Consider the following 22,245-nt stretch of genomic DNA (forward strand, 5'->3'; position numbering starts at 1 on the left):
CGGCGGATTTTGAGCGATTCGTTAACGTTATGAAATAGAAAAACGTCCAAAAATCGTGATTATGATCACATTGATGGTTTTTTGTGGACATTTTTATTTCGTTTCATGTTCGTTATTGTTCCTTATCAAACAAAGACCCTAATAACCGTGGCTCAATAGGCTCATAACTACCGATCCTGAGGGAGCGACATGAGCAGCTATTTTGACGGCGGCGAAACGGATGTGATCATCATCGGCGGCGGCGCCACCGGTGCAGGCATCGCCCGCGACTGTGCGCGGCGCGGCTTGCGCTGCATCTTGCTGGAGCGCCACGACATCGCCACCGGCGCCACCGGCCGCAACCACGGTTTACTGCACAGCGGCGCGCGCTATGCGGTGACCGACGGCGAGTCGGCGCGCGAGTGCATCGAAGAGAACCGCATCCTGAAACGCATTGCCCACCACTGCATCGAGCGCACCGATGGGCTGTTCATCACCCTGCCGCAGGACTCGCTGGACTATCAGCAACAGTTTATCGCCGCCTGTCGCCAGGCCGACATCGACGCTGAAGCGATCGATCCGCAGCTGGCGCTGCGCCTGGAGCCGGCGGCCAACCCGGCGCTGATCGGCGCGGTGCGGGTGCCGGACGGCACCGTCGATCCCTTCCGGCTGACCGCCGCCAACATGCTGGACGCGCGTGAACACGGCGCGCAGATCCTGACCTACCACCAGGTGGTGGGGCTGCTGCGCAGCGGCGACCGGGTGACGGGCGTGCGCGTTTACGACCATCAGAATCAGCGGCGTTATGAGCTGCATGCGCCGGTGGTGGTCAACGCCGCCGGCATCTGGGGCCAGCAGATCGCCGAATACGCCGACTTGCGCATCCGCATGTTCCCGGCCAAAGGGGCGCTGCTGATCCTCGGCCACCGTATCAACAACATGGTGATCAACCGCTGTCGCAAACCGGCGGATGCCGACATCCTGGTGCCGGGCGACACCATCTCGTTGATCGGGACTACCTCGACCCATATCGACTACGACCAAATTGACAACATGCTGGTGACCCCGCAGGAGGTGGACATTCTGATCCGCGAGGGAGCGCTGCTGGCGCCCACCCTGGCGCAGACCCGCATTCTGCGCGCCTATGCCGGGGTGCGGCCGCTGGTGGCCAGCGACGACGATCCCAGCGGGCGCAACGTCAGCCGCGGCATCGTGCTGCTCGATCACGCCGCTCGCGACGGGCTGGAAGGGTTTATCACCATCACCGGCGGCAAGCTGATGACCTACCGCCTGATGGCGGAGTGGGCCACCGATAAGGTGTGCGAAAAGCTTGGCGTAAACCGCCCGTGCACCACCGCGCAGGACGCGTTGCCCGGCTCCCGCCAGTCGGCGGAGGAAACGGTGCGCAGCGTGGTTTCTCTGCCCGCCAGCATTCGCGGCTCGGCAATTTACCGCCACGGCGATCGCGCCAGCCAGGTGCCGGCGGCCGATCGGCTCGACACCAGCCTGGTGTGCGAATGCGAGGCGGTGACCGCCGGGGAAGTGCGCTATGCGGTCAATTCGCTGACCGTCAATAACCTGGTGGATCTGCGCCGCCGCACCCGCGTCGGCATGGGCACCTGCCAGGGGGAACTCTGCGCCTGCCGCGCCGCCGGGCTGCTGACGCGCTTCAAGGTCAGCACGCCGCAGCAGTCCATCGCGCAGCTGTCGCAGTTCCTCAACGAACGGTGGAAAGGCGTACGGCCGATCGCCTGGGGCGATGCGCTGCGTGAGAGTGAATTTACCAGCTGGGTTTACCAGGGGTTATGCGGGCTTGAGGCCCAGGCCGACAAGGAGCAGGAGGCGGATGATGCGATTTGACGTAGTGGTGATTGGCGGCGGCCTGGCCGGCCTGAGCTGCGCCATTGCCGTGGCTGAACAGGGCAAACGCTGTGCGGTGGTCAGTTCCGGCCAGAGCGCGCTCTACTTCTCCTCCGGCTCGCTCGATCTGCTGGCGAGATTGCCGGACGGCACGCCGGTCGAGATGCCGCTGGCGGCGTTACCCCAGTTGGCGCAGCAGGCGCCGCAGCATCCGTATGCCCTGATCGGGCCCGGCCGGGTGGCGGCGCTGTCCGCCGCCGCGCAGCGGCTGCTGGAGCGCTGCGGGCTGAACCTGCAGGGCGAGGGCGCCAATAACCATCTGCGTATTACGCCGCTGGGGACGCGCCGCGCCACCTGGCTCAGCCCGCAGGCGATCCCGACGCTGCCGCTGACCGGCCAACTGCCGTGGCGGCGTATTGCGGTGATCGGCATCGAGGGGTTCCTCGACTTCCAGCCGCAGATGGCCGCCGACTCCCTGAGCCGGGAGCTCGGCGTAGAGACGGAGGTAGCCTATCTGCACATGCCGGCGCTGGACAGATTGCGCAATAACCCCAGCGAGTTCCGCGCGGTGAACATCGCCCGGGTGCTGGATTTGATGGAAAGCCTGCCGCCGATGGCCGAGGAGCTGCGGCGGTTGGCGGGCGAGGCCGACGCGCTCTTCCTGCCGGCCTGTTTGGGCCTGGAGGACGATGCGTCGCTGGCGGTGCTGCAGGATGCGGTCGGCAAACCGATCCGGCTGCTGCCGACGCTGCCGCCTTCGGTGCCCGGCATGCGCTTGCATCAGGCACTGCGGCGGCGTTTCCAACAGCTGGGCGGCGTTTTCATGCCTGGCGACAGCGTGCTGCGCGCCGAGTGTGAAGCTGGCCGCGTCACCGGCCTGTATACCCGTAACCACGGCGATATTCCGCTGCGGGCGCAGCAGGTGGTGCTGGCCAGCGGCAGCTTCTTCAGCAACGGGCTGGTGGCGGATTTCGACGGGGTGCGCGAGCCGATCTTCGAACTGGACGTGCACAGCCGCGCCGATCGCGCCGACTGGAGCCGGCGCGAGCTGTTTGCACCGCAGCCTTATCTGCAGTTTGGCGTGCGCACCGACGGCAGGCTGCGGGCGATGAAACAGGGAATGCCGTTCGACAATCTGTATGCCATCGGCGCGGTCGCCGGCGGCTACGATCCGCTGCAGCAGGGCTGCGGCGCCGGCGTGTCATTGATCGGTGCGCTGCACGTCGCGCAGCAGATCGCCGCGGAGGAAAACGCATGAGCCTGCATCAGGACCACAGCTTTGAAAGCTGCATCAAATGCACCGTCTGCACCACCTACTGCCCGGTCGCCAAAGTGAACCCGCTCTATCCGGGGCCAAAACAGGCGGGGCCGGACGGCGAGCGGCTGCGGCTGAAAGATCCGGCGCTGTACGACGAAGCGCTGAAATACTGCACCAACTGCAAGCGCTGTGAAGTGGCCTGCCCGTCCGACGTCAAAATCGGCGACATCATTCAGCGCGCCCGCGCCGACTTCGCCCAGAGCAAGCCGACGCTGCGCGACGCCATCCTCAGCCACACCGACATCATGGGCTCGCTGTCGACGCCGTTCGCGCCGATCGTCAACGCCGCTACCGGGCTGAAACCGGTGCGCAAGCTGTTGGACAAGGCGCTGAAGATCGATCACCGTCGCGAACTGCCGAAATACTCGTTCGGCACTTTCCGCCGCTGGTACCGGCAACAGGCGCAGGTTCAGCAGCGTTATGCCGAGCAGGTGGCGTTTTTCCACGGCTGCTTCGTCAACTATAACCATCCGCAGCTGGGCAAGGATTTGATCCGGGTGTTCAACGCGCTGGATATCGGCGTGCAGCTGCTGAAACGCGAGAAATGCTGCGGCGTGCCGCTGATCGCCAACGGGTTTATCGAGCAGGCCAAAAAGCAGGCCAGGGTCAACGCCGAATCGCTGCATGAAACGGTGTTGGAACGCGGTATCCCGGTGGTGGCAACCTCATCGAGCTGCACCTTCACCCTGCGCGACGAATACCCTCATCTGCTGGACGTGGACACCACCCCGGTGCGCGATCGGGTGGAGCTGGCGACGCGCTATCTCTATCGCCTGATCAATCAGGGGCGTAGCCTGCCGTTGAAGCACACGCCGCTGCGGGTGGCATATCACACGCCTTGCCATATGGAGAAGATGGGCTGGACCGCCTACACCCTGGAGCTGCTGCGGCAGATACCGGGGCTGGAGCTGGTGGTGCTGGATTCGCAGTGCTGCGGCATCGCCGGCACCTACGGGTTCAAATCGGAGAACTATGCCACTTCGCAAGGTATCGGCGCGCCGCTGTTCCGGCAGATAGAAGAGAGCGGGGTGGATCTGGTGGTGACCGACTGCGAGACCTGCAAATGGCAGATAGAAATGTCCACCAGCAAGCGCTGTGAACATCCGATCACCCTGCTGGCGCAGGCGCTGGCGTAAAAACGAAAGGGCCGGCAAACCGGCCCCCTGTGGGATTACTGCTTCAGCTTCAGGGTGGAGATGATGCCTTCGGCTTCGGTCTGCGCCTGCTGCTGATTGTCTGCCGGCAGCGAGATCTGGATGGTCAGCAAGTTGTTGTTCAGTGCGCCAACCAGAATGGAAGAGTAAGCTTTCTTGCCACTGTTGGTGACGATGCTGTCCAGCTGACGCAGCGGCACGCCGTCTACGTCGATAGCCTTGTTGGTAATCAGCTGCAGATTGGCGTCGTTCGCGCGTTGGTTGTTTTCCAACCGTTGGGCCAGGGTTTCCAGACTGTCGGCGGTCTTGTCGCCCAGGATCACAACCACTAGGCGCTGGCTGGTGCTGTCAGCATATGCGTGCATGTTGTTGGCCGGTTTTTCCAACTTGCTGGTTTGATCCGCCATGCCGACCGGCAGGGTGAACGTCAGTTTACCGTCCAGCAGGCTCACCTGCTGCCCGGCCGGCGCGCTGGCCGCCGCGCCGTCTGGCGCTGCCTTGGTGTCTTTGGTGTTGCCGTCGCAGGCCGCGAGGCCAAGCGCCAGCAGGCTGATACCCATCAATTTCGCTACTTTACGCATCGGGCTTCCTTATTCCTTTCCGGTAGGGATTCACTGTCGTATCGCAACCTATTCCAGGTTGAAATGCAAGGCAGATGTTGTCACAAGTTTTTTTCCAGTAATAGCCGATAATCAGCCACTTCGCCTTTCTTTTCCAGCTGAACAATCTGATAGTGATGGGTGAGCAGCATCGTCAGCATGGCGCGGAACCGGTTACGGGTTTTGACCGTCAGCTGGTGATAGCCCTGCGCCTGCGCCCAGCGTTCCTGTTCGGCCAACAAGGCCTGCGCCACGCCGTGGCGACGAAACGCCGGCAGCACCCCGCCCAACCAGCTGTAAAACACCGTTTCCTGCTGTTGATAACCGAGCTTAAAACCGGCCGGCTGACCGTCGATTTCGGCGATCAACAGGCTGGCGGGGGCGATGCCGATGCGCCGCTGCAGATCGGCCAGGCTATGCAGGTTGCCGAATTCGGGGATGCGTTGATAAAGACGGTGGATTTCTTCGAGCGTGGCGTTGCGAACGATTGGGGTCATGAGCGGCCTCCAAGGATAAGGCCGCCCAGAATAGCACGGCTCAGCTCGGCTGCAGGCTGCCGCTGCGCGCCGCGATGCGTTTGAGCAGCATGTTCAGCAACACGCCGTACATCGGCAGGAAGAACAGCAGGCAGATCATCACCTTGAAGCTGTAATCCACCAGCGCGATCTCCACCCAGTTGTTGGCCATGAAGGGATCGCTGCTCTTGTAGAAGGCGATGAAGAAGAACGCCAGCGTATCGCTGATGTTGCCGAAGAACATCGCCGCTGCCGGCGCCACCCACCAGGCGCTGCGCTGGCGCAGGCGGTTGAAGACGTGAACGTCGAGGATCTGGCCGAGCACGTAGGCCATAAAGCTGGCGACGGCGATGCGCGCCACGAACAGGTTAAAACTGCCCAGCGCCGCGAATCCCTGCCACTCTCCCTGATAGGTGACGGTGGAGATCACGTAAGAGATGAACAGCGCCGGCACCATCACCGCCAGGATAATCCGCCGCGCCAGCGGCGCGCCGAAAATGCGCACGGTCAGATCGGTCGCCAGGAAGATAAACGGGAAGGTAAAGGCGCCCCAGGTGGTATGGAAGCCGAAAACGGTGATCGGCAGCTGCACCAGGTAGTTGCTGGAGGTAATGATGGCGATATGAAACAGCGAAAGCCAGACCAACGCCGTGAAGCGCTGCTGTGCGGTAAACGAATACATATTGTAGCCTTTTTAGCAGTGGGGTGAGGGAACCCAGTGTGTCTTGTTAAAACAGCAAAAAACGCTGCGCGGCGGCATGATACGCGTTTGCGCAACCAATGCAATGGTTAAATTTAACGCAAACGTTAACGCATCTTGCACAGAAAAACTACCGGCGTAAACTAGGCGCTAATGAGATGCGGCGAGCGTTCGCCGATCGTTTTTGAACGAGAAAAATTGCATGACTGACTTATTTGCCCAGGCAGACCAGACGCTCGACGCGCTGGGCCTGCGTTGCCCGGAACCGGTGATGATGGTGCGTAAAACCGTGCGCCATATGGACAACGGCGAAACGCTGCTGATTATCGCCGACGATCCGGCTACCACCCGCGATATCCCGGGGTTCTGCCGTTTTATGGAACACACGCTGGTGGCGCAGGAGACCGAGCAGGCGCCATACCGTTATCTGTTGCGTAAAGGCGTATAACGGCGGCATGATCGTGTCGATGAAAGAAAAGTCTCTTTCCCCGAAATGACAACGGGCGCGGTATGCCGCGCCCGTATTGGTTTCCGAACTTAGCTGCGCTTTTTCAACAGCCGCAGCGCGTTGGCGGTGACCAGCGCGGTGGCGCCGGAGTCAGCCAGCACCGCCAGCCACAAACCGGTCAGCCCCAGCAGACTGGTGATCAGGAAGACCCCCTTCAGCCCCAATGCGATGGTGATGTTTTGCCGGATATTGGCGTGGGTGGCGCGCGAGATGCGGATCATCTCCGCGACGCCTACCAGCCGGTTGTGGGTCAGGGCGGCATCGGCGGTTTCCAATGCCACGTCGGTGCCGCTGCCCATGGCGATGCCGATGCTGGAGGCCTTCATCGCCGGGGCGTCGTTGATCCCGTCGCCGATCATCGCCGTCGGGCGCAGTTCGCTCAGTTCGGTAACCGCGATGACCTTATCTTCCGGCAGCAGACCGGCGCGATAGTCGAGGCCCAGCTCGCCGGCGATCGCCGCGGCGGCGCGCGGGTTGTCGCCGGTCAGCATCACGCCGCGAATACCCAGCGCGTTCAGTTCGGCTATGGCCTGTTTGGCGTCGCCGCGCAGCGTATCGCGCAGCGCCAGCAAGCCGATGGGCGCGCCGTCTTCCAGCACCACCACCGCCGTTTTGCCGGCGTTTTCCAGCTTGTCTACCTGGCTCTGCCATTGGGCGTCGAGCAGGCCCGGTGCCAGCTTGCCCGGCGCGCTGATCAGCACGGTCTTGCCGTCCACGATCCCTTCCACGCCGACGCCGGCCAGCGCGCGGCGCGCCTGCGCCAGCGGCAGCTCCGTCCCGCTTTCGGCGGCGCGGTTGATGATCGCCTGCGCCAGCGGGTGATGTGAACCGGCTTCCACCGCGGCGGCAAGCTGCAGCAGCCGCTGTTCGGTGAGTGTGCCGATCGGCAGCACGTCGGTCACCGTCGGCTTGCCTTCGGTCAGGGTGCCGGTTTTATCGAAGGCGATAGTTTCGATCTGGCCCAGTTGCTCCAGCGCCGCACCGCCTTTAATCAGCGCGCCGCGCCGCGTGGCGGCTGCCAGCCCGGATGTGATCGCCGCCGGGGTCGAGATCACCAATGCGCATGGGCAGCCGATCAGCAGCAGCGTCAGGCCACGATAGATCCAGGTATCCCACGGCTGCGAGAACAGCAGCGGCGGCACCAGGATCACCGCGACGGCCAGCAGCATAATGGCCGGGGTGTAATAACGGCTGAACCGATCGAGGAAGCGTTCGATCGGCGCGCGGCGCTCTTCGGCCTCTTCAATCAGCTGTAAAATGCGGTCGATGGCGTTTTTGCCGGGCTCGGAGATCACCTTCATCTGCGCCGCCTGATCGACGGACAGACTGCCGGCGGCCACTTTCTCACCCTGTTGGCGCTCGACCGGCACCGATTCGCCGGTCAGGGCGCTTTCGTCGAAGCTGGCGAACGGATTGAGCAGCTCGGCGTCGGCCGGCAGGCGCCCGCCGGGTGCGATTTCAATCACATCGCCCGGACGCAGGCTGGCGACCGGCACGCGTTTGCGCTCGGTACCTTGCAGCAGCAGCGCATCTTCCGGCACCAGCTCCATCAGCGCCGTCACGCCGCGCCGCGCGCGGTTGGCGGCGTAGGATTCCAGCAGTTCACCGACCATAAACAGCAGCAGCACCATCGCCGCCTCGGCAGTGGCGCCGATGAACAGCGCGCCGATGGCCGCCACGCTCATCAGCGTTTCGATGGCGAACGGCGTGCCGGAACGAATCAGACGCAGCGCCTTGGCGGCGACCGGTGCCAATCCGACCAGCGTGGTGGCGATAAAGGCAATGCGGCCCAGCTCCGGGTTAACCCGATCCAGCACCCAGCTGACGACCATCAGGGTGGTTAACAGCAGCAGCGGTGCGAATTCGCCGAAGCGTGAAGTTTTCGGCGCGGCGGCTTTGGCGGTCTGAGTGCCGAGCAGGGTAAAGCCGGCCTGAGCGACCGCGTCCTGGATCCGCAGGCTGATGTCGGACTGCGCATCGACCACCAGTTTCTCGGTGGCGAACAACACGCGCGCGCTGTCGACGCCGGGGAGTGCGGTGACGGCATTTTCGATTTTCTTGGCGCAGCTGGGGCAGTCCATGCCGGTGACTTTCCAGCTGAAACGTTGGCTACCGGAAGGGGGAGCGGCGGCCAGCCTGTCGCTTTCCTCGTCCGGATCGTCGGGCGCGGCGGTGCAGCAGCCGCTATCGCCATGATCGTGATGGTGGTGGGCGTGTTCGGCCTGTGCGGCGGCGTTTTTCGGCTCGCTGCTGCAGCCATGCTGGGTTTTGCTGTGGCTGTGGTTGCAGCCGCATCCGCCTTCGGTGTGGTGATGTTCCTGATTGTGCATAACGTCCCCCCTTCGGGCTGTTAAACGGGTTTGCTCAGCTGACTCTACACCCTGGAGTCAACTCCAGAGTCAAGCGCCGGATGAGAATTATTGCTAACGGCGTTCGAGTGTATAAAGGGGTATTCATTCAATAATGAATAATGCGAATTTAAATCTATAGGCTTTTCTTATCCCCTATTTGGGTGCAAAGCCTCACTGCCGTTAGTTTAAATAAGAAAATAATATTCCTATAGAAACTAAAAAGTCGCCTGACCTAATAATAAAGAGTTATTAACCTATGACGCTTTAGCAAAATTTACCTTTTTGCCCGTACCAAGCCAGCATGATTCGCTTGTGCCTGCAGGCCGCATTGTTATTGAAGTTTGGTGCCAACTTATCCTCGTTAAGTTTCATTTGTTTTGTAAAGAAGCCTAAAAAGCAGCATAACAAACTTTCGTTGAGACAATAAAAGGTTGATTATTTTATGTTCAGTTTCGCGGCCCTGCCTATAATTGGAATCGATTACCATTTTTAATGGCAATCTTATTTGCTGATATATATGCATTAATTCTACCTAACACACTGCCGGCAACGGCGCATAAGCCCCTTCCAGCAAGCTTAAGGTTCATTAACCGTAGCTTACGGGGAGGTTATGTCTATCTGTCTGATTGATAACGATCAGATAATGAGTGGAATCGAACCAATGCAATCTACTAAAAAGGCAATTGAAATTACTGAATCCAACTTCGCAGCCGCCAAAACCGGCTACGATGCTGTAGCCGACCTGCTGCATTATCATGAGCGTGGCAACGGGATTCAGATTAATGGCAAGGATTCATTTTCTAACGAGCAAGCTGGGCTGTTTATTACCCGTGAGAACCAAACCTGGAACGGTTACAAGGTATTTGGCCAGCCGGTTAAATTAACCTTCTCCTTCCCGGACTATAAGTTCTCTGCCACCAACGTCGCCGGCGACACCGGGCTGAGCAAGTTCAGCGCGGAACAGCAGCAGCAGGCTAAGCTGTCGCTGCAGTCCTGGGCTGACGTCGCCAATATCACCTTCACCGAAGTGGCGGCCGGTCAAAAGGCCAACATCACCTTCGGCAACTACAGCCAGGATCGCCCCGGCCACTATGATTACGGCACTCAGGCCTATGCCTTCCTGCCGAACACCATTTGGCAGGGCCAGGATCTGGGCGGCCAGACCTGGTACAACGTCAACCAGTCCAACGTGAAGCATCCGGCGACCGAAGACTACGGCCGCCAGACGTTCACCCATGAGATTGGCCATGCGCTGGGCCTGAGCCATCCGGGCGATTACAACGCCGGTGAAGGCAACCCGACCTACCGCGACGTCACTTACGCGGAAGATACCCGTCAGTTCAGCCTGATGAGCTACTGGAGCGAAACCAACACCGGTGGGGACAACGGCGGTCATTACGCCGCTGCTCCTCTGCTGGATGACATTGCCGCCATTCAACATCTGTATGGCGCCAACCTGTCGACCCGCACCGGCGACACCGTGTACGGCTTTAACTCCAACACCGGTCGTGACTTCCTCAGCACCACCAGCAACTCGCAGAAAGTGATCTTTGCGGTCTGGGATGCGGGCGGCAACGATACCTTCGATTTCTCCGGTTACACTGCGAACCAGCGCATCAACCTGAATGAGAAATCGTTCTCCGACGTGGGTGGTTTGAAGGGCAACGTCTCGATCGCCGCCGGGGTGACCATCGAGAACGCCATTGGCGGTTCCGGCAATGACGTGATCGTCGGCAACGCGGCCAACAACGTGCTGAAAGGCGGCGCGGGCAATGACGTGCTGTTCGGCGGCGGTGGGGCGGATGAGCTGTGGGGCGGTTCCGGTCAGGATACCTTCGTGTTCACCGCTGCCAGCGATTCTGCACCGGGTGCTTCGGACTGGATCCGCGACTTCCAGAAAGGGATCGACAAAATTGACCTGTCGTTCTTCAACAAAGAGGCGCAGAGCAGCGATTTCATCCACTTCGTCGATCATTTCAGCGGCGCGGCCGGTGAAGCATTGCTCAGCTACAATGCTTCCAACAACGTGACCGATCTGGCGGTGAACATCGGGGGTCATCAGTCGCCGGACTTCCTGGTGAAAATCGTCGGTCAGGTAGACGTCGCCACCGACTTTATCGTGTAACACAGCAACGACACGCCCGGCGCAGTCTCGGCCGGGCGTGATGCGGGAGCCCGGTATGAAAGGTACTTTAACGCGCACCGCTCTGGCGGCGGGCGGCATGATGGTGACGAGTGCGGTCATGGCTGGCAGCCTGGCGCTGCCGACCGCGCAGTCGCTGGCGGGGCAATGGCAGGTGGCCGACAGCGAACGGCAATGCCAAATCGAGTTTTTGGCGAATGAGCAAAGTGAAACCAACGGCTATCAGCTGGTGGATCGGCAACGTTGTCTGCAAAGCGTGTTTGCGGCCGAGGTGGTGGGCTGGCGCCTGGCGCCCGGCGCCGGACGGCATCGCCCTGCTGCGGGCGGATGGCAGCACGCTGGCGTTCTTCTCGCGCGACGGCGATCTGTATCGCAATCAGCTGGGCGCCGATGATGCCTTAACGTTGAAAGCGTTGGCTTGATGTGGGAACGGGTTCGGCGTGCCGAACCCGCGGCAGGTCGTTACAGATAGAGTGAGCGCACGATCAGGAAGTGGCCGGAGAAATAACAGAAAGCGACGATGGCGTCCGCTGCGCGGAAGGTGAAACGGTAGCGGTTGATCAGCCAAACCACGTTGGCCAGCAGCAATAGCGAGGTGCCGGTCAGCAGCGAGAAGCCGAAATCGGTGCTGCGCAGGAAATATTGTTCGCCCGCCAACCAGACCATCAGCAGCGTCATCGCCACGTAGGTGACGATCGGCCAGCGCATCTCTTCCAGCCGGGTCCAAAGGGTGGCCAGCAGCAACGCGCCTATCGCCAGCAGCGCCAGCGGCAGCGGCCAGAACAGACTGAACGTCATCTGGCTGGCGAAGCTCAGGGTATACAGCAGGTGGGAGAGGAAAAAGGCGCCGATGGCGTACAGCACCCGCTCGCGCGGCAACAGGAGCAGCGCGTCGCCGATCAGCGTCGCCAGCAGGCCGAGTACGATCAGATAACCTGCCGCGCTGAGCACCGGCGCCTGCCAGGCCAACAGCAACAGCAGCAGCAGCGTGACGGGTTTGAACACCCAGCGTTGCCAGCGCGGCCCACGGTATGAGGCGTCGACGAACAGCCAACCGGAAAAGAATACGGCAAGGAACGGCCAACTCATTATGTCTTCCTTATGTATGAGGGAGCCGCAACAACCGGCTCCAAACTGTCACCCATGTCACTTCTTATTTCAGTGTAGGTAGCCTGCCGACGATCGACAATGCTTTCTTGAGAATGCTATGTTTACGCCGATTTGGCCGCGAAGGAAATGGGAAACCGATGAGTAAGCCACCGTTGTTTTTTGTCGCCGTGATTGCGCTGATCGCCGTGCTGGCCACGCAACGCTATTTCAAACAGCGCCAGCAGGAGGCGGAAAACGACCGCGCACCGATGCGCAGTCTGCAGGTGACGGTGAGCGACAAGCGAAGCTTCCCGGTCGCCAAAACCCGTGCGCCGCAGCGCGAACCGCTGGTCAATGAGCCGATGTATTACGAGGTGGTGTTCCGCCCGGTACAGGGCGGTGAAGACATCCAGCTTCGGCTGAAACAGTGGCAATACAACCCGATAGAACAAGGCGCGCAGGGCACGTTGAACATGCAGGGCACGCGCTTCGTCTCTTTCACCGTTCAGCCGTAGCGGTCACTTCTTCTTGATGGGAGGCTGTTTCTTCTGCCAGGCCAACAGCTCGAACACGCCAAAGATAAAGATCTTGGCTTCTTGCCAGTAGCTGATCGGCTGATCCTTCGGCTGGGTGGATTTCAGCAGCACCAGCTGCAGGCCGTGCATCACCACCATAAAGAACAGCGCCACGTCGATGAAATACTTCAGCGGCTTGGGAAACGGATGGAACAGGTTAGAGAGCAGGAAGCCCCACACGCACAGCATCAGCAGGCGGCCCAGATTAATCAGCATGGTCGGTTTTCTCTTGCGAACGAATATAAAGGCGATAGGCCACCTGGCCGGCGACTTTCTCCCGGTGCAACTGCCAGCTGGCAGGCACGTCCGCCGCGGCGCTTTCCGCCTCGGCTTCTACATAGATCCAGGCCTCGTCGGCCAGCCAGCCTCGCTGCTCCAGCAACAAGGCGGTCTCCGCCAGCAGGCCTTTGCGAAACGGCGGATCGAGAAACACCACGTCAAACGGTTGGCCCTCGCCCGCCAGCCAGCTCAGCGCGTTGGTGTTGATAACCACCCCTTTGCCCTGCAGCAGCGCCAGATTTTTTTCCAGCTGCTGCGCCACCGGCCGTTCGAATTCCAGCAGCGTGGCGCTGCCGGCGTAGCGCGACAGCGCTTCCAGCCCTAATGCGCCGCTGCCGGCGAAACAGTCCAGACAGCGCGCGCCCTGAATCACCGGCGCCAGCCAGTTGAACAGGGTTTCGCGCACCCGATCGGTGGTGGGGCGCAGCCCCGGGCTGTTCGGCACCGGAAGCTTGCGACCGCGCCATTGGCCGCCGATGATGCGGATCTGTCCGGCTGCGGCCTGGGGCGGTTTTTTGGCCGTCGCCCGTGGCGAGAGTCTTGTCATAAGCGTTGTTTGATTTCTTTTGCGGCGCGGGGCCGCAGAGGTTAACGAAAAGTTGCCCCTATTCTACCGGTGACGGGCGTCGGGGGGAACGGTAAAACTTTGTTGTCTGATTTCACACCGGAAAGCATGCCGGATGCGTGTTGCTGCGCGAGGGAAAGTGATAGACTCGGCGGATTATTGTCAGCATATATCCTTCAGGTATGTAGGGTAAGCGAGCCTTCGGTACGGAGTAGAGTCATAACATGGCAAAAGATAAGAAACGTGGGTTTTTCTCCTGGCTGGGCTTTGGCCAGAAGGAAAAGGAAGAAGAGCAACAGCAACCTGAGCAGCCGGTAGAGCAGGCGGAGCCTCAGGCCGCGGAGACGCCGGCTGAACCGGCTGTCGCCAAGCTGGATGACAAGCTCCCCGCCCAGGAATCTGAACCTGCCGCCTCCGTCGACACCCCGGGAGAGTGGGATAACGGTCAGGCCGGCGAACAAATCGCGGAGAACCTGCCGGCGGCGGCCGAACACCCAACGGCGCAAGCGTTGGCCGAAGAGATTGTCAGCGTGACCGAGCAGGTAGTGGCGCAGCAGCAGCCGATCGCCGAGCCAGAGCCGGTTGTCGAACCTGAGCCGGTCGTTGAGCCAGAGCCAGTCATTGAGCCCGAACCGGTCGTCGAACCTGAGCCGGTCGTCGAGCCAGAGCCAGTTGTTGAGCCCGAGCCGGTCGTTGAGCCAGAGGCGGTCGTTGAGCCAGAGGCGGTCGTTGAGCCTGAGCCGGTCGTCGAGCCTGAGCCGATTGTTAAGCCAGAGCCTGTCGTCGAACCTGAGCCGGTCGTTGAGCCAGAGCCAGTTGTTGAACCTGAGCCGGTCATTGAGCCTGAGCCGGTCATTGAGCCTGAGCCGGTCGTCGAGCCTGAGCCTGTCGTCGAACCAGAACCCGAGCCGGAAGAAGAAGAGCTGCTTGAACCTGTGGTGCCGGCCGCTGCGCAAGAGCAGGAGCGCCCGACCAAAGAAGGCTTCTTCGCTCGCCTGAAGCGCAGCCTGCTGAAGACCAAGCAAAACCTTGGCTCCGGCTTTATGGGGCTGTTCCGCGGTAAAAAGATCGACGACGACCTGTTCGACGAGTTGGAAGAACAGCTGCTGATCGCCGATGTCGGCGTGGATACCACGCGCAAGATCATCACCTCCCTGACCCAGCACGCCAGCCGCAAGCAGCTGAAAGACGCCGAAGCGCTGTACGGCAAGCTGAAGGAGGAAATGTCCGAAATTCTGGCCAAGGTCGATCAGCCGCTGGATGTCAGCGGGAAAACCCCGTATGTCATCCTGATGGTCGGCGTGAACGGCGTGGGTAAAACCACCACCATCGGTAAGCTGGCGCGTCAGTTCCAGGCGGAAGGCAAGTCGGTGATGCTGGCGGCGGGGGATACTTTCCGCGCCGCGGCGGTAGAGCAGCTGCAGGTGTGGGGCGAACGTAACCGCATCCCGGTGGTGGCGCAGCATACCGGCGCGGATTCCGCTTCGGTGATCTTCGATGCAGTGCAGGCTGCCAAAGCGCGCGGCATCGATGTCTTGATCGCCGATACCGCCGGCCGTCTGCAGAACAAATCGCACCTGATGGAAGAGCTGAAGAAGATCGTCCGCGTCATGAAAAAACTGGACGACCAGGCCCCCCATGAGGTTATGCTGACGCTCGATGCCAGCACCGGCCAGAATGCGGTCAGTCAGGCGAAATTATTTAATGAGGCCGTGGGCTTAACCGGCATCACGCTGACTAAACTGGACGGTACCGCCAAGGGCGGGGTGATCTTCGCCATCGCCGATCAGTTCGGTATCCCGATTCGCTATATCGGCGTTGGGGAAGGCATCGAAGATTTGCGGCCGTTTAAGGCTGACGATTTTATTGAGGCACTTTTTGCCCGAGAGGATTAATACGGATGATTCGCTTTGAACAGGTCAGTAAAGCTTATCTGGGCGGACGGCAAGCGCTGCAGGGGGTCGATTTCCATCTGCGCCCGGCGGAAATGGCGTTTCTGACCGGCCATTCCGGCGCGGGGAAAAGTACCCTGCTGAAACTGATTTGCGGTATCGAACGGCCCAGCGCCGGCCACATCTGGTTTGGCGGCCACGACATCAGCCGTTTGAAAAACCGCGAGGTGCCGTTCCTGCGTCGGCAGATCGGCATGATCTTCCAGGATCACCATCTGCTGCTGGATCGCACGGTGTATGACAACGTGGCGATGCCGCTGATCATCGCCGGCGCCAGCACCGAAGACATCCGTCGCCGCGTCTCCGCCGCGCTGGACAAGGTCGGTTTGCTGGATAAAGCGAAAAACTTCCCGATTCAGCTGTCCGGCGGTGAGCAGCAGCGCGTGGGCATCGCCCGTGCGGTGGTGAACAAGCCGGCGGTGCTGCTGGCGGATGAGCCGACCGGCAACCTGGACGACGCGCTGTCGGAAGGCATTCTGCGCCTGTTTGAAGAATTCAACCGTGTCGGCGTCACCGTATTAATGGCGACGCACGACACCGGGCTTATCGCCCGCCGTAATTACCGCATCCTGACGCTGAGCCAGGGCCGCATGCAAGGGGGCGCTCACCATGGCCAATAACGCAAAAACCGCCAAGAGCAAGGCGCTGCGCGGCGGCTGGCGCGAACAGTGGCGTTACGCCTGGATGAACGCCATCAAAGACATGCTGCGTCAGCCGTTGGCGACGCTGCTGACGGTGATGGTGATCGCCATCTCCCTGACGCTGCCGAGTGTGTGCTACATCGTGTGGAAAAACGTCAGCACCGCGGCCAGCCAGTGGTACCCGACGCCGCAGCTGACGGTCTACCTGGATAAGTCGCTCGATGACGACGCGGCGCTGAAAGTGCTCGATGCCATCAAGGCGGAAGCCGGCGTGGAGAAGGTGAACTACCTGTCGCGTGAAGAAGCGCGCGGCGAGTTCCGCAACTGGTCGGGTTTTGGCGGCGCGCTGGACATGCTGGAAGAGAACCCGCTGCCGGCGGTGGCGATCGTCACGCCGAAGATGAGCTTCCAGAGTTCGGACACCCTCAACACCCTGCGCGATCGCGTAGCGGCGGTGCAGGGCGTGGAAGAAGTGCGTATGGATGACAGCTGGTTTGCCCGCCTGGCGGCGCTCACCGGGCTGGCGGGCCAGATCGCGGCGATCATCGGCGTGCTGATGATCGTGGCGGTGTTCCTGGTGATCGGCAACAGCGTGCGTCTGAGCATCTTCAGCCGTCGCGACACCATCAACGTGATGAAGCTGATCGGCGCCACCGACGGCTTTATCCTGCGGCCGTTCCTCAACGGCGGGGCGATGCTGGGCTTCGCCGGCGCGCTGCTGTCGCTGGTGCTCTCCGGCGCGCTGGTGTGGCAGCTGGAGTCGGTAGTCGCCGGGGTCGCCAAGGTATTCGGCACCACCTTCACCCTGCACGGGCTGGGCTGGGATGAGGCGTTGCTGCTGCTGATCATCTCCGCGATGATCGGCTGGATCGCCGCCTGGCTGGCGACAGTGCAACATTTACGCCGATTTACACCACAGTAAGATTTTTTTGGTATACTCTTCTCCTGCTGCTTTTGATCGCGTTGCGGGAGAAGAGTGACCTCAAGCGAAGTCAGCACCACACCTCTCTTCTTAGCGCACAAATTCCCTATCGCCCTGCACCTTCGTCACGTATTGTCAGCAACAATGCTTGCAAAAAAGGGTGAACTTATAGGGCGGAGTACGGTCAAAAATTGCAGCAAATGTTAAGGTGCCCGGCGTGTGGAACCGCTTTTGCTTCAGCAACTGCCGTAGAATCAATCATTTCCCCGCTGTAATAATCACCTGCATGATTTTGTATTCTCATAGAGAGGGTTTGAATGACCAAAGAAATGCAAACTTTAGCCTTAGTACCCCAAGGTAGCTTGGAAGCCTATATCCGGGCAGCCAACGCCTATCCGATGCTGACGGCAGAGGAAGAGCGGGAGCTGGCTGAACGGCTGCATTATCAGGGCGATCTGGATGCCGCTAAGCAGCTCATCCTGTCTCACCTGCGCTTTGTCGCTCATATTGCCCGCAACTATTCAGGCTACGGTCTGCCGCAGGCGGATCTGATTCAGGAAGGTAATATCGGCCTGATGAAAGCCGTTCGCCGCTTCAACCCTGAAGTCGGCGTGCGTCTGGTTTCCTTTGCGGTGCATTGGATTAAGGCGGAAATCCACGAGTACGTATTGCGCAACTGGCGCATCGTGAAAGTGGCGACCACCAAAGCGCAGCGCAAGCTGTTCTTTAACCTGCGCAAAACCAAACAGCGTTTGGGTTGGTTCAACCAGGACGAAGTGGAGCTGGTGGCCCGCGAGCTGGGCGTCACCAGCAAAGACGTGCGCGAGATGGAATCTCGCATGGCGGCGCAGGACATGACCTTCGATCCGACTCCGGACGACGAGGCCCGCGATGGCCAGGCGATGGCGCCGGTGCTGTACCTGCAGGACAAGAGCTCGGACTTCGCTGAAGGCATCGAGGAAGATAACTGGGAAAGCAACGCCGCAGACAAACTGGCCTATGCGCTGGAAGGTCTGGACGAGCGCAGCCAGCATATCATCCGCGCCCGTTGGCTGGACGACGACAACAAGTCGACGCTGCAAGAGCTGGCCGATCAGTACGGCGTTTCCGCCGAGCGTGTGCGCCAGCTGGAAAAGAACGCCATGAAGAAATTGAAAATGGCGATCGAAGCCTGAGTCGATGCGATATTCGAAAAAAAAGCCCGGCAAGCCGGGCTTTTTCATGCCTGAAATTCGGCGTTATGGCGCAACAGTGGCGAAGTCCGGCGCCGGGCAGTCGTAGCCGAATTTTGCCGCCCACGGGTAGCGGGTGCCGGTGTTGATGTAGCGCTGATAAAGCGCCCGGCCGGTCTTGGCGTCGCGCTTGATAACCCAGCTGGCGGCGTTACACAGCACGGCGGCGTAGGCCTGGCTTTTCGGCGGCAGCAGATCGGCCGCCTGTTGCGCCAACCCCACCGCCTGCCAGCGATAGTGCAGGAAACGGTTGTCTTCCAATGGCAGCGCCGCCTTGGCGCGCGCAGCTTCTGCGCTGTCTATCCAGCTTTTGTGCTTCAGCTCGCGAGTATCGAACGCATCCCCCAGATAGGAATAGCTGGCGCCATAGATGGCGTAGTCCGGCGTCATCTCATAGCCGGTAAACTCCAGCCCCTGGGCGCGTAGCAGGTTGGCGGCGCGATAGTAAGCCTGTGCGCGCGTCAGCGGCGCGGCGGACTTGTCCTTGGCGGCCTTCAGCTCGTCGGCATACTGCTGCGCCGCTTGGCGGTAGTTGGGGATATCGAAGTAGGCCTGCGCCTCTGCGGCCCGCCCGGCGCGCATCAAGCGCCGCGCCAACAGTTCGCGCAGCTGCACTTCCGGCGTGATCTGCTGGCCGCCGTAGTCGTCCGGGTTAACCGGCTTGAGCGGCGTCGTCGGCGCCGGGGCGTGCTTATCGACAAAGCCTTTCAACTCATCGACGGTCAACACCCGCTCCGCCACGTCGGCCACGTCGGCCCAGTAGATCGCCTTGCCGCGATACAGCAGGTCCATCGCCTGCAGATAGTCGCCGCGGTTGAGCGCCAGGATAGCCTGTTCGCCGGCCACCCGGCACTCGGGCACGATGGTTTCCGCGACGAAGTCGGCGTTGCGCTGTTCGCCCCAGCTTTCGTCGGCGGGGAATGCGCTTGCCGCCTTGGCATAGGCGGCGGTGGCGGCTTTCACGTCACCGTCACGCAGCGCCATCTTGGCGCGCAGCCACCACGCCAGGCCGCTGTCGCCGGCGTTTTTCAGCAGGCTGGCCGCCATCGGGTACTGCCCGGAACGGTAGGCCAATGCCGCCAGCCGATCGCTGCCGGCGAAGCCGCTTTTCACCGTGCCGTCCAGCAGCGTCAGGATCTGGCTGATGATCTGTGCGGAGCGGCCGTTGCCGTCGGTATCCGCCATCTGCAGGTTGCCGCTGCGGGCGAACAGTTCAATGGTCACCAGCTGTTGGATTAAGGGATCGCCGATAACCTGTTTCAGCGTTTCCAGATGGTCGGGATTGACCAGGAAACTGGAGACGTACTGCAGCGACTGCCCGCCGCTCGGATCGCCCTGCGCCGCCTGCTGTGCGTACAGGTGGGCGGCGGGGGCGACGTCACCCAGCCACAGGTGGATGCGCGCCTGCTGCCCGAGGCTGCTTAGCGCCAGCTGATCGGGGTCGGCGGCGCCGCTTTTCACCCGATCGATCACTTGCTGGAACGCCGCCAGCGCCTGTTCAAGTTCGGCTTTAGGCGGATGCTCGGCGGCGGGCGCCGCTTCACCCGATTCATTCATCGGCGTGCCGTGGTCATTCATCAACACCCGACCAAGCGAATACTGCGCCCGTAGCCCCCAGTCGCCCTGTTCGGCGGCCGGCAGCTTCAGCACCTGCTGGAAATAGTCTGTGGCGCGCGGATCGTGGCTGGCGAAAGCGACGGCGCCCAGTTGATAAAGGCGCGCGGCGTTGGACAACCCCTGCGTATTGACGGCGTCAGCCTCTTCCACCGTTTTGGCGGCGCGCATTTTGCCGATCGCCACCGTTTCCGGCGACTGCGGCATCGGTTTCGGCGGCATCGGCGGCGGGGGGGCTTGCCAGTGCGGCAGCTGCTTATCCGCCGGCACCAGCCGGCCGGCTTCGAAGGCGAAATTGCCCTCCGGCATATACAGCAGGGTGCCGTTGCGGTCGATCAGCAGTCGGTTAGGAAAATCCGGGCCGCAGGCATAGCCGTTCAGCGGCAGCGCCAGCGCGGCGCCGATCAGCATGGCCAGCGGAAGAAGGCGGCGGGTGTTCCGTGCCGCGCGCGAATCAAGGTGTGACAAGGGTGCCTCCTGGCGTCAGTTGTTGGCAGCGCAGCCAGCCCAGCGGCCGGGATTGCCCGGCGCGCAGCTGGTCGCCGCTGATGCGGATAAAGCGTTGCCGTTGCGGTGCGGATTCCAGCCGGTAGTTGCCGACCGCGTCCGCTGCCAGGCAGTCGTCGGCGCGGATGACCACCTCTTGCGGCAGCGGGGCGTCCACCGGCCCGTTGTTATGAATTATCAGATCATACAGCCCGTTTTGCTGTGGCTGAGGCCTAAATTTTACCTGCCAGTCGACGTTCAGCGGCCGCCGTTCGATCACCGCTCGCAGCGTGGCGAGCGACCAGGCGCGCCGATCGTCCACCAGCGGCAAGCGAAACCAGATAATGCCGCGCAGCCGGGGCGGCGTTTGCTGCGCCAGCGCTTGCAGAAAATCGGCGATCTGCTGCGGCGCGACCGTCAGCTCGCGGCCGTTGCCCGCCACGCGCAGCGAGGATTCGCTCTCCACCTGCGCGCCCTGCGCATCAAACCCCAGCAGCGCCATGCCGTAGGCCGGCAGCGCGACGCGAAACGGCTTCGGTGTGACGGCGGCGTACTGCCGCACCCAGCGCAGCGCCAAGGGGCCGTCAAACAGCCCCTGCTGCGGCGAGAGCACCGCGTGCACCTGCAGGACGGAGCTGTCGGCCTGCTGCAGTACGCCGGGCAGAGCGGGTGAGCCGATCCAAGCCGGCAGGGCGGTGATGCCGAGTTGCAAAGCGGTGGGCAGCCGTTGGCGCAGCCGCTGTAGAAAGCGCTGGTAGTCCGGCAGGCGGGCGGTGGCGGCGTCATGATCGATCTCGACGCCGGTGACGGGCAGCCCGGCCGCCTGCCAGCGTTGGGTGAGCGCCAGCAGACGCTGGATAATGGCTTCTTGGTCCAGCTGCGGCAGCTGGCCGTCGAGGCGTGCTACCAGCCAGAGCGGGCGGCCGTCCTGCTTCAGCAGGCTGAGATCGGCTGGGATCTCCCGCCAGCCCTCGCGCGGATGTACCTGCAGCGCCAGCACGCGCAGCCCACCGAACAGATCGCGGCTGTGCGCCAGCGCATCGGCGTGCTGCGGCGTCCAGACCCGCTGCCAGACATAAACCTGCTGATCCCAGCCTGAGGCCAGGCGCAGCGCCTGCTGGCGCCCGAGGAGCGCGGCCGCCAGCCCCAGCGCAATCAAGACCAGCGCCGCCAGCCGGCGTTTCATTTTTGCCAGAGATCGCCCTGCGGTGCGAAGCCGCAGGCGCGCATGAAGTTATCGACTTCCCCGCGTTCGCGCGGCGCCAGGCCGGCGGTCGACAGCTGCCAGTGGGCGACCTGCGGCAGCTGGCGCTGCGCATCCTGCACCAGGTAAAGACCGACGCCACGGCGGCGCGTCACTTCGCGCACCAGCAGGTCCTGCAGTTCGGCGCGGTCGTCCTGCAGCGCGATTTTCACCGCCCCCAGCAGCCGCTCGTTGAAGCGGGCGGCGAATAGCGCCTTGCCGTCGCTCAGCCAGCTCTGCCACTGTTCCGGCTGCTGGTGCGGCCAAATTTTACCGAGGTCGATAAGGTCTTGCGGGGACAGCGCGGTCAGGCGCTCGATGGTCAGTTTCATGCAGAATTTCCGCGCAGCTAAATGATGCCGACAGTGTAATAGATCTTGTGCAGAGCGTTGTGTAAGTTTTTCTGTACGATTACTGTGCAATATGTTTTTTGCACGGGGCATTTTCCGAGTAAATAGTTAGTAAACGGATTGTTAACCAGCACAACGCACTACGCCTCAAGGTAAAGAGCGCAGATTTA

General features: G+C 61.6%; 21 protein-coding genes. 11 read left to right on the forward strand and 10 right to left on the reverse strand.

What is annotated here, in order from left to right; translation table 11 throughout:
- Nucleotides 1-189: 189 nt before the first annotated feature.
- Genes glpA through glpC form a run of 3 tightly spaced genes read left to right on the forward strand, consistent with a single transcriptional unit; the run spans nucleotide 190 to nucleotide 4,293 of the window.
- Complete coding sequence (gene glpA / locus QOL81_RS19705) at nucleotides 190-1,839, forward strand: anaerobic glycerol-3-phosphate dehydrogenase subunit A (protein ID WP_048795660.1); 1,650 nt, start codon at nucleotides 190-192, stop codon at nucleotides 1,837-1,839.
- Nucleotides 1,829-3,097, forward strand: coding sequence for a glycerol-3-phosphate dehydrogenase subunit GlpB (glpB, locus tag QOL81_RS19710; protein WP_060424196.1), 1,269 nt, complete (start codon nucleotides 1,829-1,831; stop codon nucleotides 3,095-3,097). Before glpA ends, glpB begins: the two co-directional genes overlap by 11 nt.
- A complete protein-coding gene (glpC, locus tag QOL81_RS19715) occupies nucleotides 3,094-4,293 on the forward strand; it encodes an anaerobic glycerol-3-phosphate dehydrogenase subunit GlpC (RefSeq protein WP_060424194.1) in 1,200 nt (399 codons plus the stop codon). The genes glpB and glpC overlap by 4 nt, the downstream gene beginning before the upstream one ends.
- 35 nt (nucleotides 4,294-4,328) lie before the next feature.
- Here glpC and QOL81_RS19720 read toward each other — a convergent pair whose 3' ends face one another.
- The 3 genes from QOL81_RS19720 to QOL81_RS19730 form a co-directional block, all read right to left on the reverse strand.
- Complete coding sequence (locus tag QOL81_RS19720) at nucleotides 4,329-4,892, reverse strand: DcrB family lipoprotein (RefSeq protein WP_060424192.1); 564 nt, start codon at nucleotides 4,890-4,892, stop codon at nucleotides 4,329-4,331.
- An 80-nt stretch (nucleotides 4,893-4,972) separates the two neighbouring features.
- Complete coding sequence (locus tag QOL81_RS19725; RefSeq protein WP_169317948.1) at nucleotides 4,973-5,407, reverse strand: GNAT family N-acetyltransferase; 435 nt, start codon at nucleotides 5,405-5,407, stop codon at nucleotides 4,973-4,975.
- 40 nt (nucleotides 5,408-5,447) lie between these two features.
- Nucleotides 5,448-6,107: a 7-cyano-7-deazaguanine/7-aminomethyl-7-deazaguanine transporter gene (locus tag QOL81_RS19730; protein ID WP_060424186.1), complete on the reverse strand. Its 660-nt coding sequence runs from the start codon at nucleotides 6,105-6,107 to the stop codon at nucleotides 5,448-5,450.
- Nucleotides 6,108-6,327: 220 nt separating this feature from the next.
- Between QOL81_RS19730 and tusA the strand changes: the two genes are divergently transcribed.
- Nucleotides 6,328-6,573: a sulfurtransferase TusA gene (gene tusA / locus QOL81_RS19735; protein WP_025304890.1), complete on the forward strand. Its 246-nt coding sequence runs from the start codon at nucleotides 6,328-6,330 to the stop codon at nucleotides 6,571-6,573.
- A gap of 89 nt (nucleotides 6,574-6,662) precedes the next feature.
- Here the strand turns inward: tusA and QOL81_RS19740 are convergent, their stop codons facing one another.
- Complete coding sequence (locus tag QOL81_RS19740; RefSeq protein WP_283439992.1) at nucleotides 6,663-8,963, reverse strand: zinc/cadmium/mercury/lead-transporting ATPase; 2,301 nt, start codon at nucleotides 8,961-8,963, stop codon at nucleotides 6,663-6,665.
- Nucleotides 8,964-9,645: 682 nt separating this feature from the next.
- Between QOL81_RS19740 and QOL81_RS19745 the strand changes: the two genes are divergently transcribed.
- Both QOL81_RS19745 and QOL81_RS19750 read left to right on the forward strand, forming a co-directional pair.
- Nucleotides 9,646-11,109, forward strand: a complete 1,464-nt coding sequence (locus tag QOL81_RS19745; RefSeq protein WP_193158553.1) for a serralysin family metalloprotease — start codon at nucleotides 9,646-9,648, stop codon at nucleotides 11,107-11,109.
- A gap of 55 nt (nucleotides 11,110-11,164) precedes the next feature.
- Nucleotides 11,165-11,521 (forward strand): AprI/Inh family metalloprotease inhibitor, encoded by a 357-nt coding sequence (locus tag QOL81_RS19750; protein WP_283439993.1) that lies wholly within the window; start codon nucleotides 11,165-11,167, stop codon nucleotides 11,519-11,521.
- Nucleotides 11,522-11,589: 68 nt separating this feature from the next.
- On the opposite strand, the gene QOL81_RS19755 is transcribed toward QOL81_RS19750, so the two are convergent.
- Nucleotides 11,590-12,216, reverse strand: coding sequence for a lysoplasmalogenase (locus QOL81_RS19755; RefSeq protein ID WP_049200035.1), 627 nt, complete (start codon nucleotides 12,214-12,216; stop codon nucleotides 11,590-11,592).
- 158 nt (nucleotides 12,217-12,374) lie between these two features.
- Here QOL81_RS19755 and QOL81_RS19760 point away from each other — a divergent pair, with 158 nt between their 5' ends.
- Nucleotides 12,375-12,731 carry a DUF2500 domain-containing protein gene (locus tag QOL81_RS19760; RefSeq protein WP_060424177.1) on the forward strand — a complete coding sequence of 119 codons (357 nt, stop codon included), beginning with the start codon at nucleotides 12,375-12,377 and terminating at the stop codon, nucleotides 12,729-12,731.
- A 3-nt stretch (nucleotides 12,732-12,734) separates the two neighbouring features.
- Here the strand turns inward: QOL81_RS19760 and QOL81_RS19765 are convergent, their stop codons facing one another.
- A complete protein-coding gene (locus QOL81_RS19765) occupies nucleotides 12,735-13,007 on the reverse strand; it encodes a DUF1145 family protein (RefSeq protein ID WP_004934327.1) in 273 nt (90 codons plus the stop codon).
- On the reverse strand, nucleotides 12,997-13,617 hold the full coding sequence (rsmD, locus tag QOL81_RS19770; RefSeq protein ID WP_060424175.1) for a 16S rRNA (guanine(966)-N(2))-methyltransferase: 621 nt from the start codon (nucleotides 13,615-13,617) through the stop codon (nucleotides 12,997-12,999). The genes QOL81_RS19765 and rsmD overlap by 11 nt, the downstream gene beginning before the upstream one ends.
- 242 nt (nucleotides 13,618-13,859) lie before the next feature.
- On the opposite strand from rsmD, the gene ftsY reads away from it, so the two are divergent.
- The 4 genes from ftsY to rpoH all read left to right on the forward strand — a co-directional run bounded on the left by ftsY (nucleotide 13,860) and on the right by rpoH (nucleotide 18,325).
- A complete protein-coding gene (gene ftsY, locus QOL81_RS19775; RefSeq protein ID WP_283439994.1) occupies nucleotides 13,860-15,530 on the forward strand; it encodes a signal recognition particle-docking protein FtsY in 1,671 nt (556 codons plus the stop codon).
- 5 nt (nucleotides 15,531-15,535) lie between these two features.
- Complete coding sequence (gene ftsE, locus QOL81_RS19780; protein ID WP_004934337.1) at nucleotides 15,536-16,207, forward strand: cell division ATP-binding protein FtsE; 672 nt, start codon at nucleotides 15,536-15,538, stop codon at nucleotides 16,205-16,207.
- Nucleotides 16,197-17,150 carry a permease-like cell division protein FtsX gene (ftsX, locus tag QOL81_RS19785; RefSeq protein WP_033636680.1) on the forward strand — a complete coding sequence of 318 codons (954 nt, stop codon included), beginning with the start codon at nucleotides 16,197-16,199 and terminating at the stop codon, nucleotides 17,148-17,150. The genes ftsE and ftsX overlap by 11 nt, the downstream gene beginning before the upstream one ends.
- A 317-nt stretch (nucleotides 17,151-17,467) precedes the next feature.
- Entirely contained in the window at nucleotides 17,468-18,325 is an 858-nt protein-coding gene (gene rpoH / locus QOL81_RS19790; protein WP_038874147.1) for an RNA polymerase sigma factor RpoH, read from the forward strand.
- A gap of 63 nt (nucleotides 18,326-18,388) precedes the next feature.
- Here rpoH and QOL81_RS19795 read toward each other — a convergent pair whose 3' ends face one another.
- From QOL81_RS19795 to panM, 3 genes are read right to left on the reverse strand one after another with little or no spacing between them, the layout of a single operon-like run.
- The gene (locus QOL81_RS19795) at nucleotides 18,389-20,407 is read right to left on the reverse strand and encodes a hypothetical protein (protein WP_502950668.1); all 2,019 of its coding nucleotides are present in this window, start codon (nucleotides 20,405-20,407) and stop codon (nucleotides 18,389-18,391) included.
- A 43-nt stretch (nucleotides 20,408-20,450) separates the two neighbouring features.
- Nucleotides 20,451-21,668 carry a DUF3142 domain-containing protein gene (locus QOL81_RS19800; protein ID WP_060424165.1) on the reverse strand — a complete coding sequence of 406 codons (1,218 nt, stop codon included), beginning with the start codon at nucleotides 21,666-21,668 and terminating at the stop codon, nucleotides 20,451-20,453.
- Nucleotides 21,665-22,057: an aspartate 1-decarboxylase autocleavage activator PanM gene (gene panM / locus QOL81_RS19805; RefSeq protein WP_049198652.1), complete on the reverse strand. Its 393-nt coding sequence runs from the start codon at nucleotides 22,055-22,057 to the stop codon at nucleotides 21,665-21,667. Before panM ends, QOL81_RS19800 begins: the two co-directional genes overlap by 4 nt.
- Between the last annotated feature and the right edge of the window lie 188 nt (nucleotides 22,058-22,245).

It is taken from the genome of Serratia sp. CC22-02 (assembly GCF_900182895.1).
GTDB classification, from domain to species: domain Bacteria; phylum Pseudomonadota; class Gammaproteobacteria; order Enterobacterales; family Enterobacteriaceae; genus Serratia; species Serratia nevei.

What these genes read in the sequence shown, in the direction of transcription:
- glpA (WP_048795660.1), top strand. Translation starts at nt 190, where the DNA reads ATGAGCAGCTATTTTGACGGCGGCGAAACGGATGTGATCATCATCGGC.
- glpB (WP_060424196.1), top strand. Translation starts at nt 1,829, where the DNA reads ATGCGATTTGACGTAGTGGTGATTGGCGGCGGCCTGGCCGGCCTGAGC.
- glpC (WP_060424194.1), top strand. Translation starts at nt 3,094, where the DNA reads ATGAGCCTGCATCAGGACCACAGCTTTGAAAGCTGCATCAAATGCACC.
- QOL81_RS19720 (WP_060424192.1), bottom strand. Translation starts at nt 4,892, where the DNA reads ATGCGTAAAGTAGCGAAATTGATGGGTATCAGCCTGCTGGCGCTTGGC.
- QOL81_RS19725 (WP_169317948.1), bottom strand. Translation starts at nt 5,407, where the DNA reads ATGACCCCAATCGTTCGCAACGCCACGCTCGAAGAAATCCACCGTCTT.
- QOL81_RS19730 (WP_060424186.1), bottom strand. Translation starts at nt 6,107, where the DNA reads ATGTATTCGTTTACCGCACAGCAGCGCTTCACGGCGTTGGTCTGGCTT.
- tusA (WP_025304890.1), top strand. Translation starts at nt 6,328, where the DNA reads ATGACTGACTTATTTGCCCAGGCAGACCAGACGCTCGACGCGCTGGGC.
- QOL81_RS19740 (WP_283439992.1), bottom strand. Translation starts at nt 8,963, where the DNA reads ATGCACAATCAGGAACATCACCACACCGAAGGCGGATGCGGCTGCAAC.
- QOL81_RS19745 (WP_193158553.1), top strand. Translation starts at nt 9,646, where the DNA reads ATGCAATCTACTAAAAAGGCAATTGAAATTACTGAATCCAACTTCGCA.
- QOL81_RS19750 (WP_283439993.1), top strand. Translation starts at nt 11,165, where the DNA reads ATGAAAGGTACTTTAACGCGCACCGCTCTGGCGGCGGGCGGCATGATG.
- QOL81_RS19755 (WP_049200035.1), bottom strand. Translation starts at nt 12,216, where the DNA reads ATGAGTTGGCCGTTCCTTGCCGTATTCTTTTCCGGTTGGCTGTTCGTC.
- QOL81_RS19760 (WP_060424177.1), top strand. Translation starts at nt 12,375, where the DNA reads ATGAGTAAGCCACCGTTGTTTTTTGTCGCCGTGATTGCGCTGATCGCC.
- QOL81_RS19765 (WP_004934327.1), bottom strand. Translation starts at nt 13,007, where the DNA reads ATGCTGATTAATCTGGGCCGCCTGCTGATGCTGTGCGTGTGGGGCTTC.
- rsmD (WP_060424175.1), bottom strand. Translation starts at nt 13,617, where the DNA reads ATGACAAGACTCTCGCCACGGGCGACGGCCAAAAAACCGCCCCAGGCC.
- ftsY (WP_283439994.1), top strand. Translation starts at nt 13,860, where the DNA reads ATGGCAAAAGATAAGAAACGTGGGTTTTTCTCCTGGCTGGGCTTTGGC.
- ftsE (WP_004934337.1), top strand. Translation starts at nt 15,536, where the DNA reads ATGATTCGCTTTGAACAGGTCAGTAAAGCTTATCTGGGCGGACGGCAA.
- ftsX (WP_033636680.1), top strand. Translation starts at nt 16,197, where the DNA reads ATGGCCAATAACGCAAAAACCGCCAAGAGCAAGGCGCTGCGCGGCGGC.
- rpoH (WP_038874147.1), top strand. Translation starts at nt 17,468, where the DNA reads ATGACCAAAGAAATGCAAACTTTAGCCTTAGTACCCCAAGGTAGCTTG.
- QOL81_RS19795 (WP_502950668.1), bottom strand. Translation starts at nt 20,407, where the DNA reads ATGCTGATCGGCGCCGCGCTGGCGCTGCCGCTGAACGGCTATGCCTGC.
- QOL81_RS19800 (WP_060424165.1), bottom strand. Translation starts at nt 21,668, where the DNA reads ATGAAACGCCGGCTGGCGGCGCTGGTCTTGATTGCGCTGGGGCTGGCG.
- panM (WP_049198652.1), bottom strand. Translation starts at nt 22,057, where the DNA reads ATGAAACTGACCATCGAGCGCCTGACCGCGCTGTCCCCGCAAGACCTT.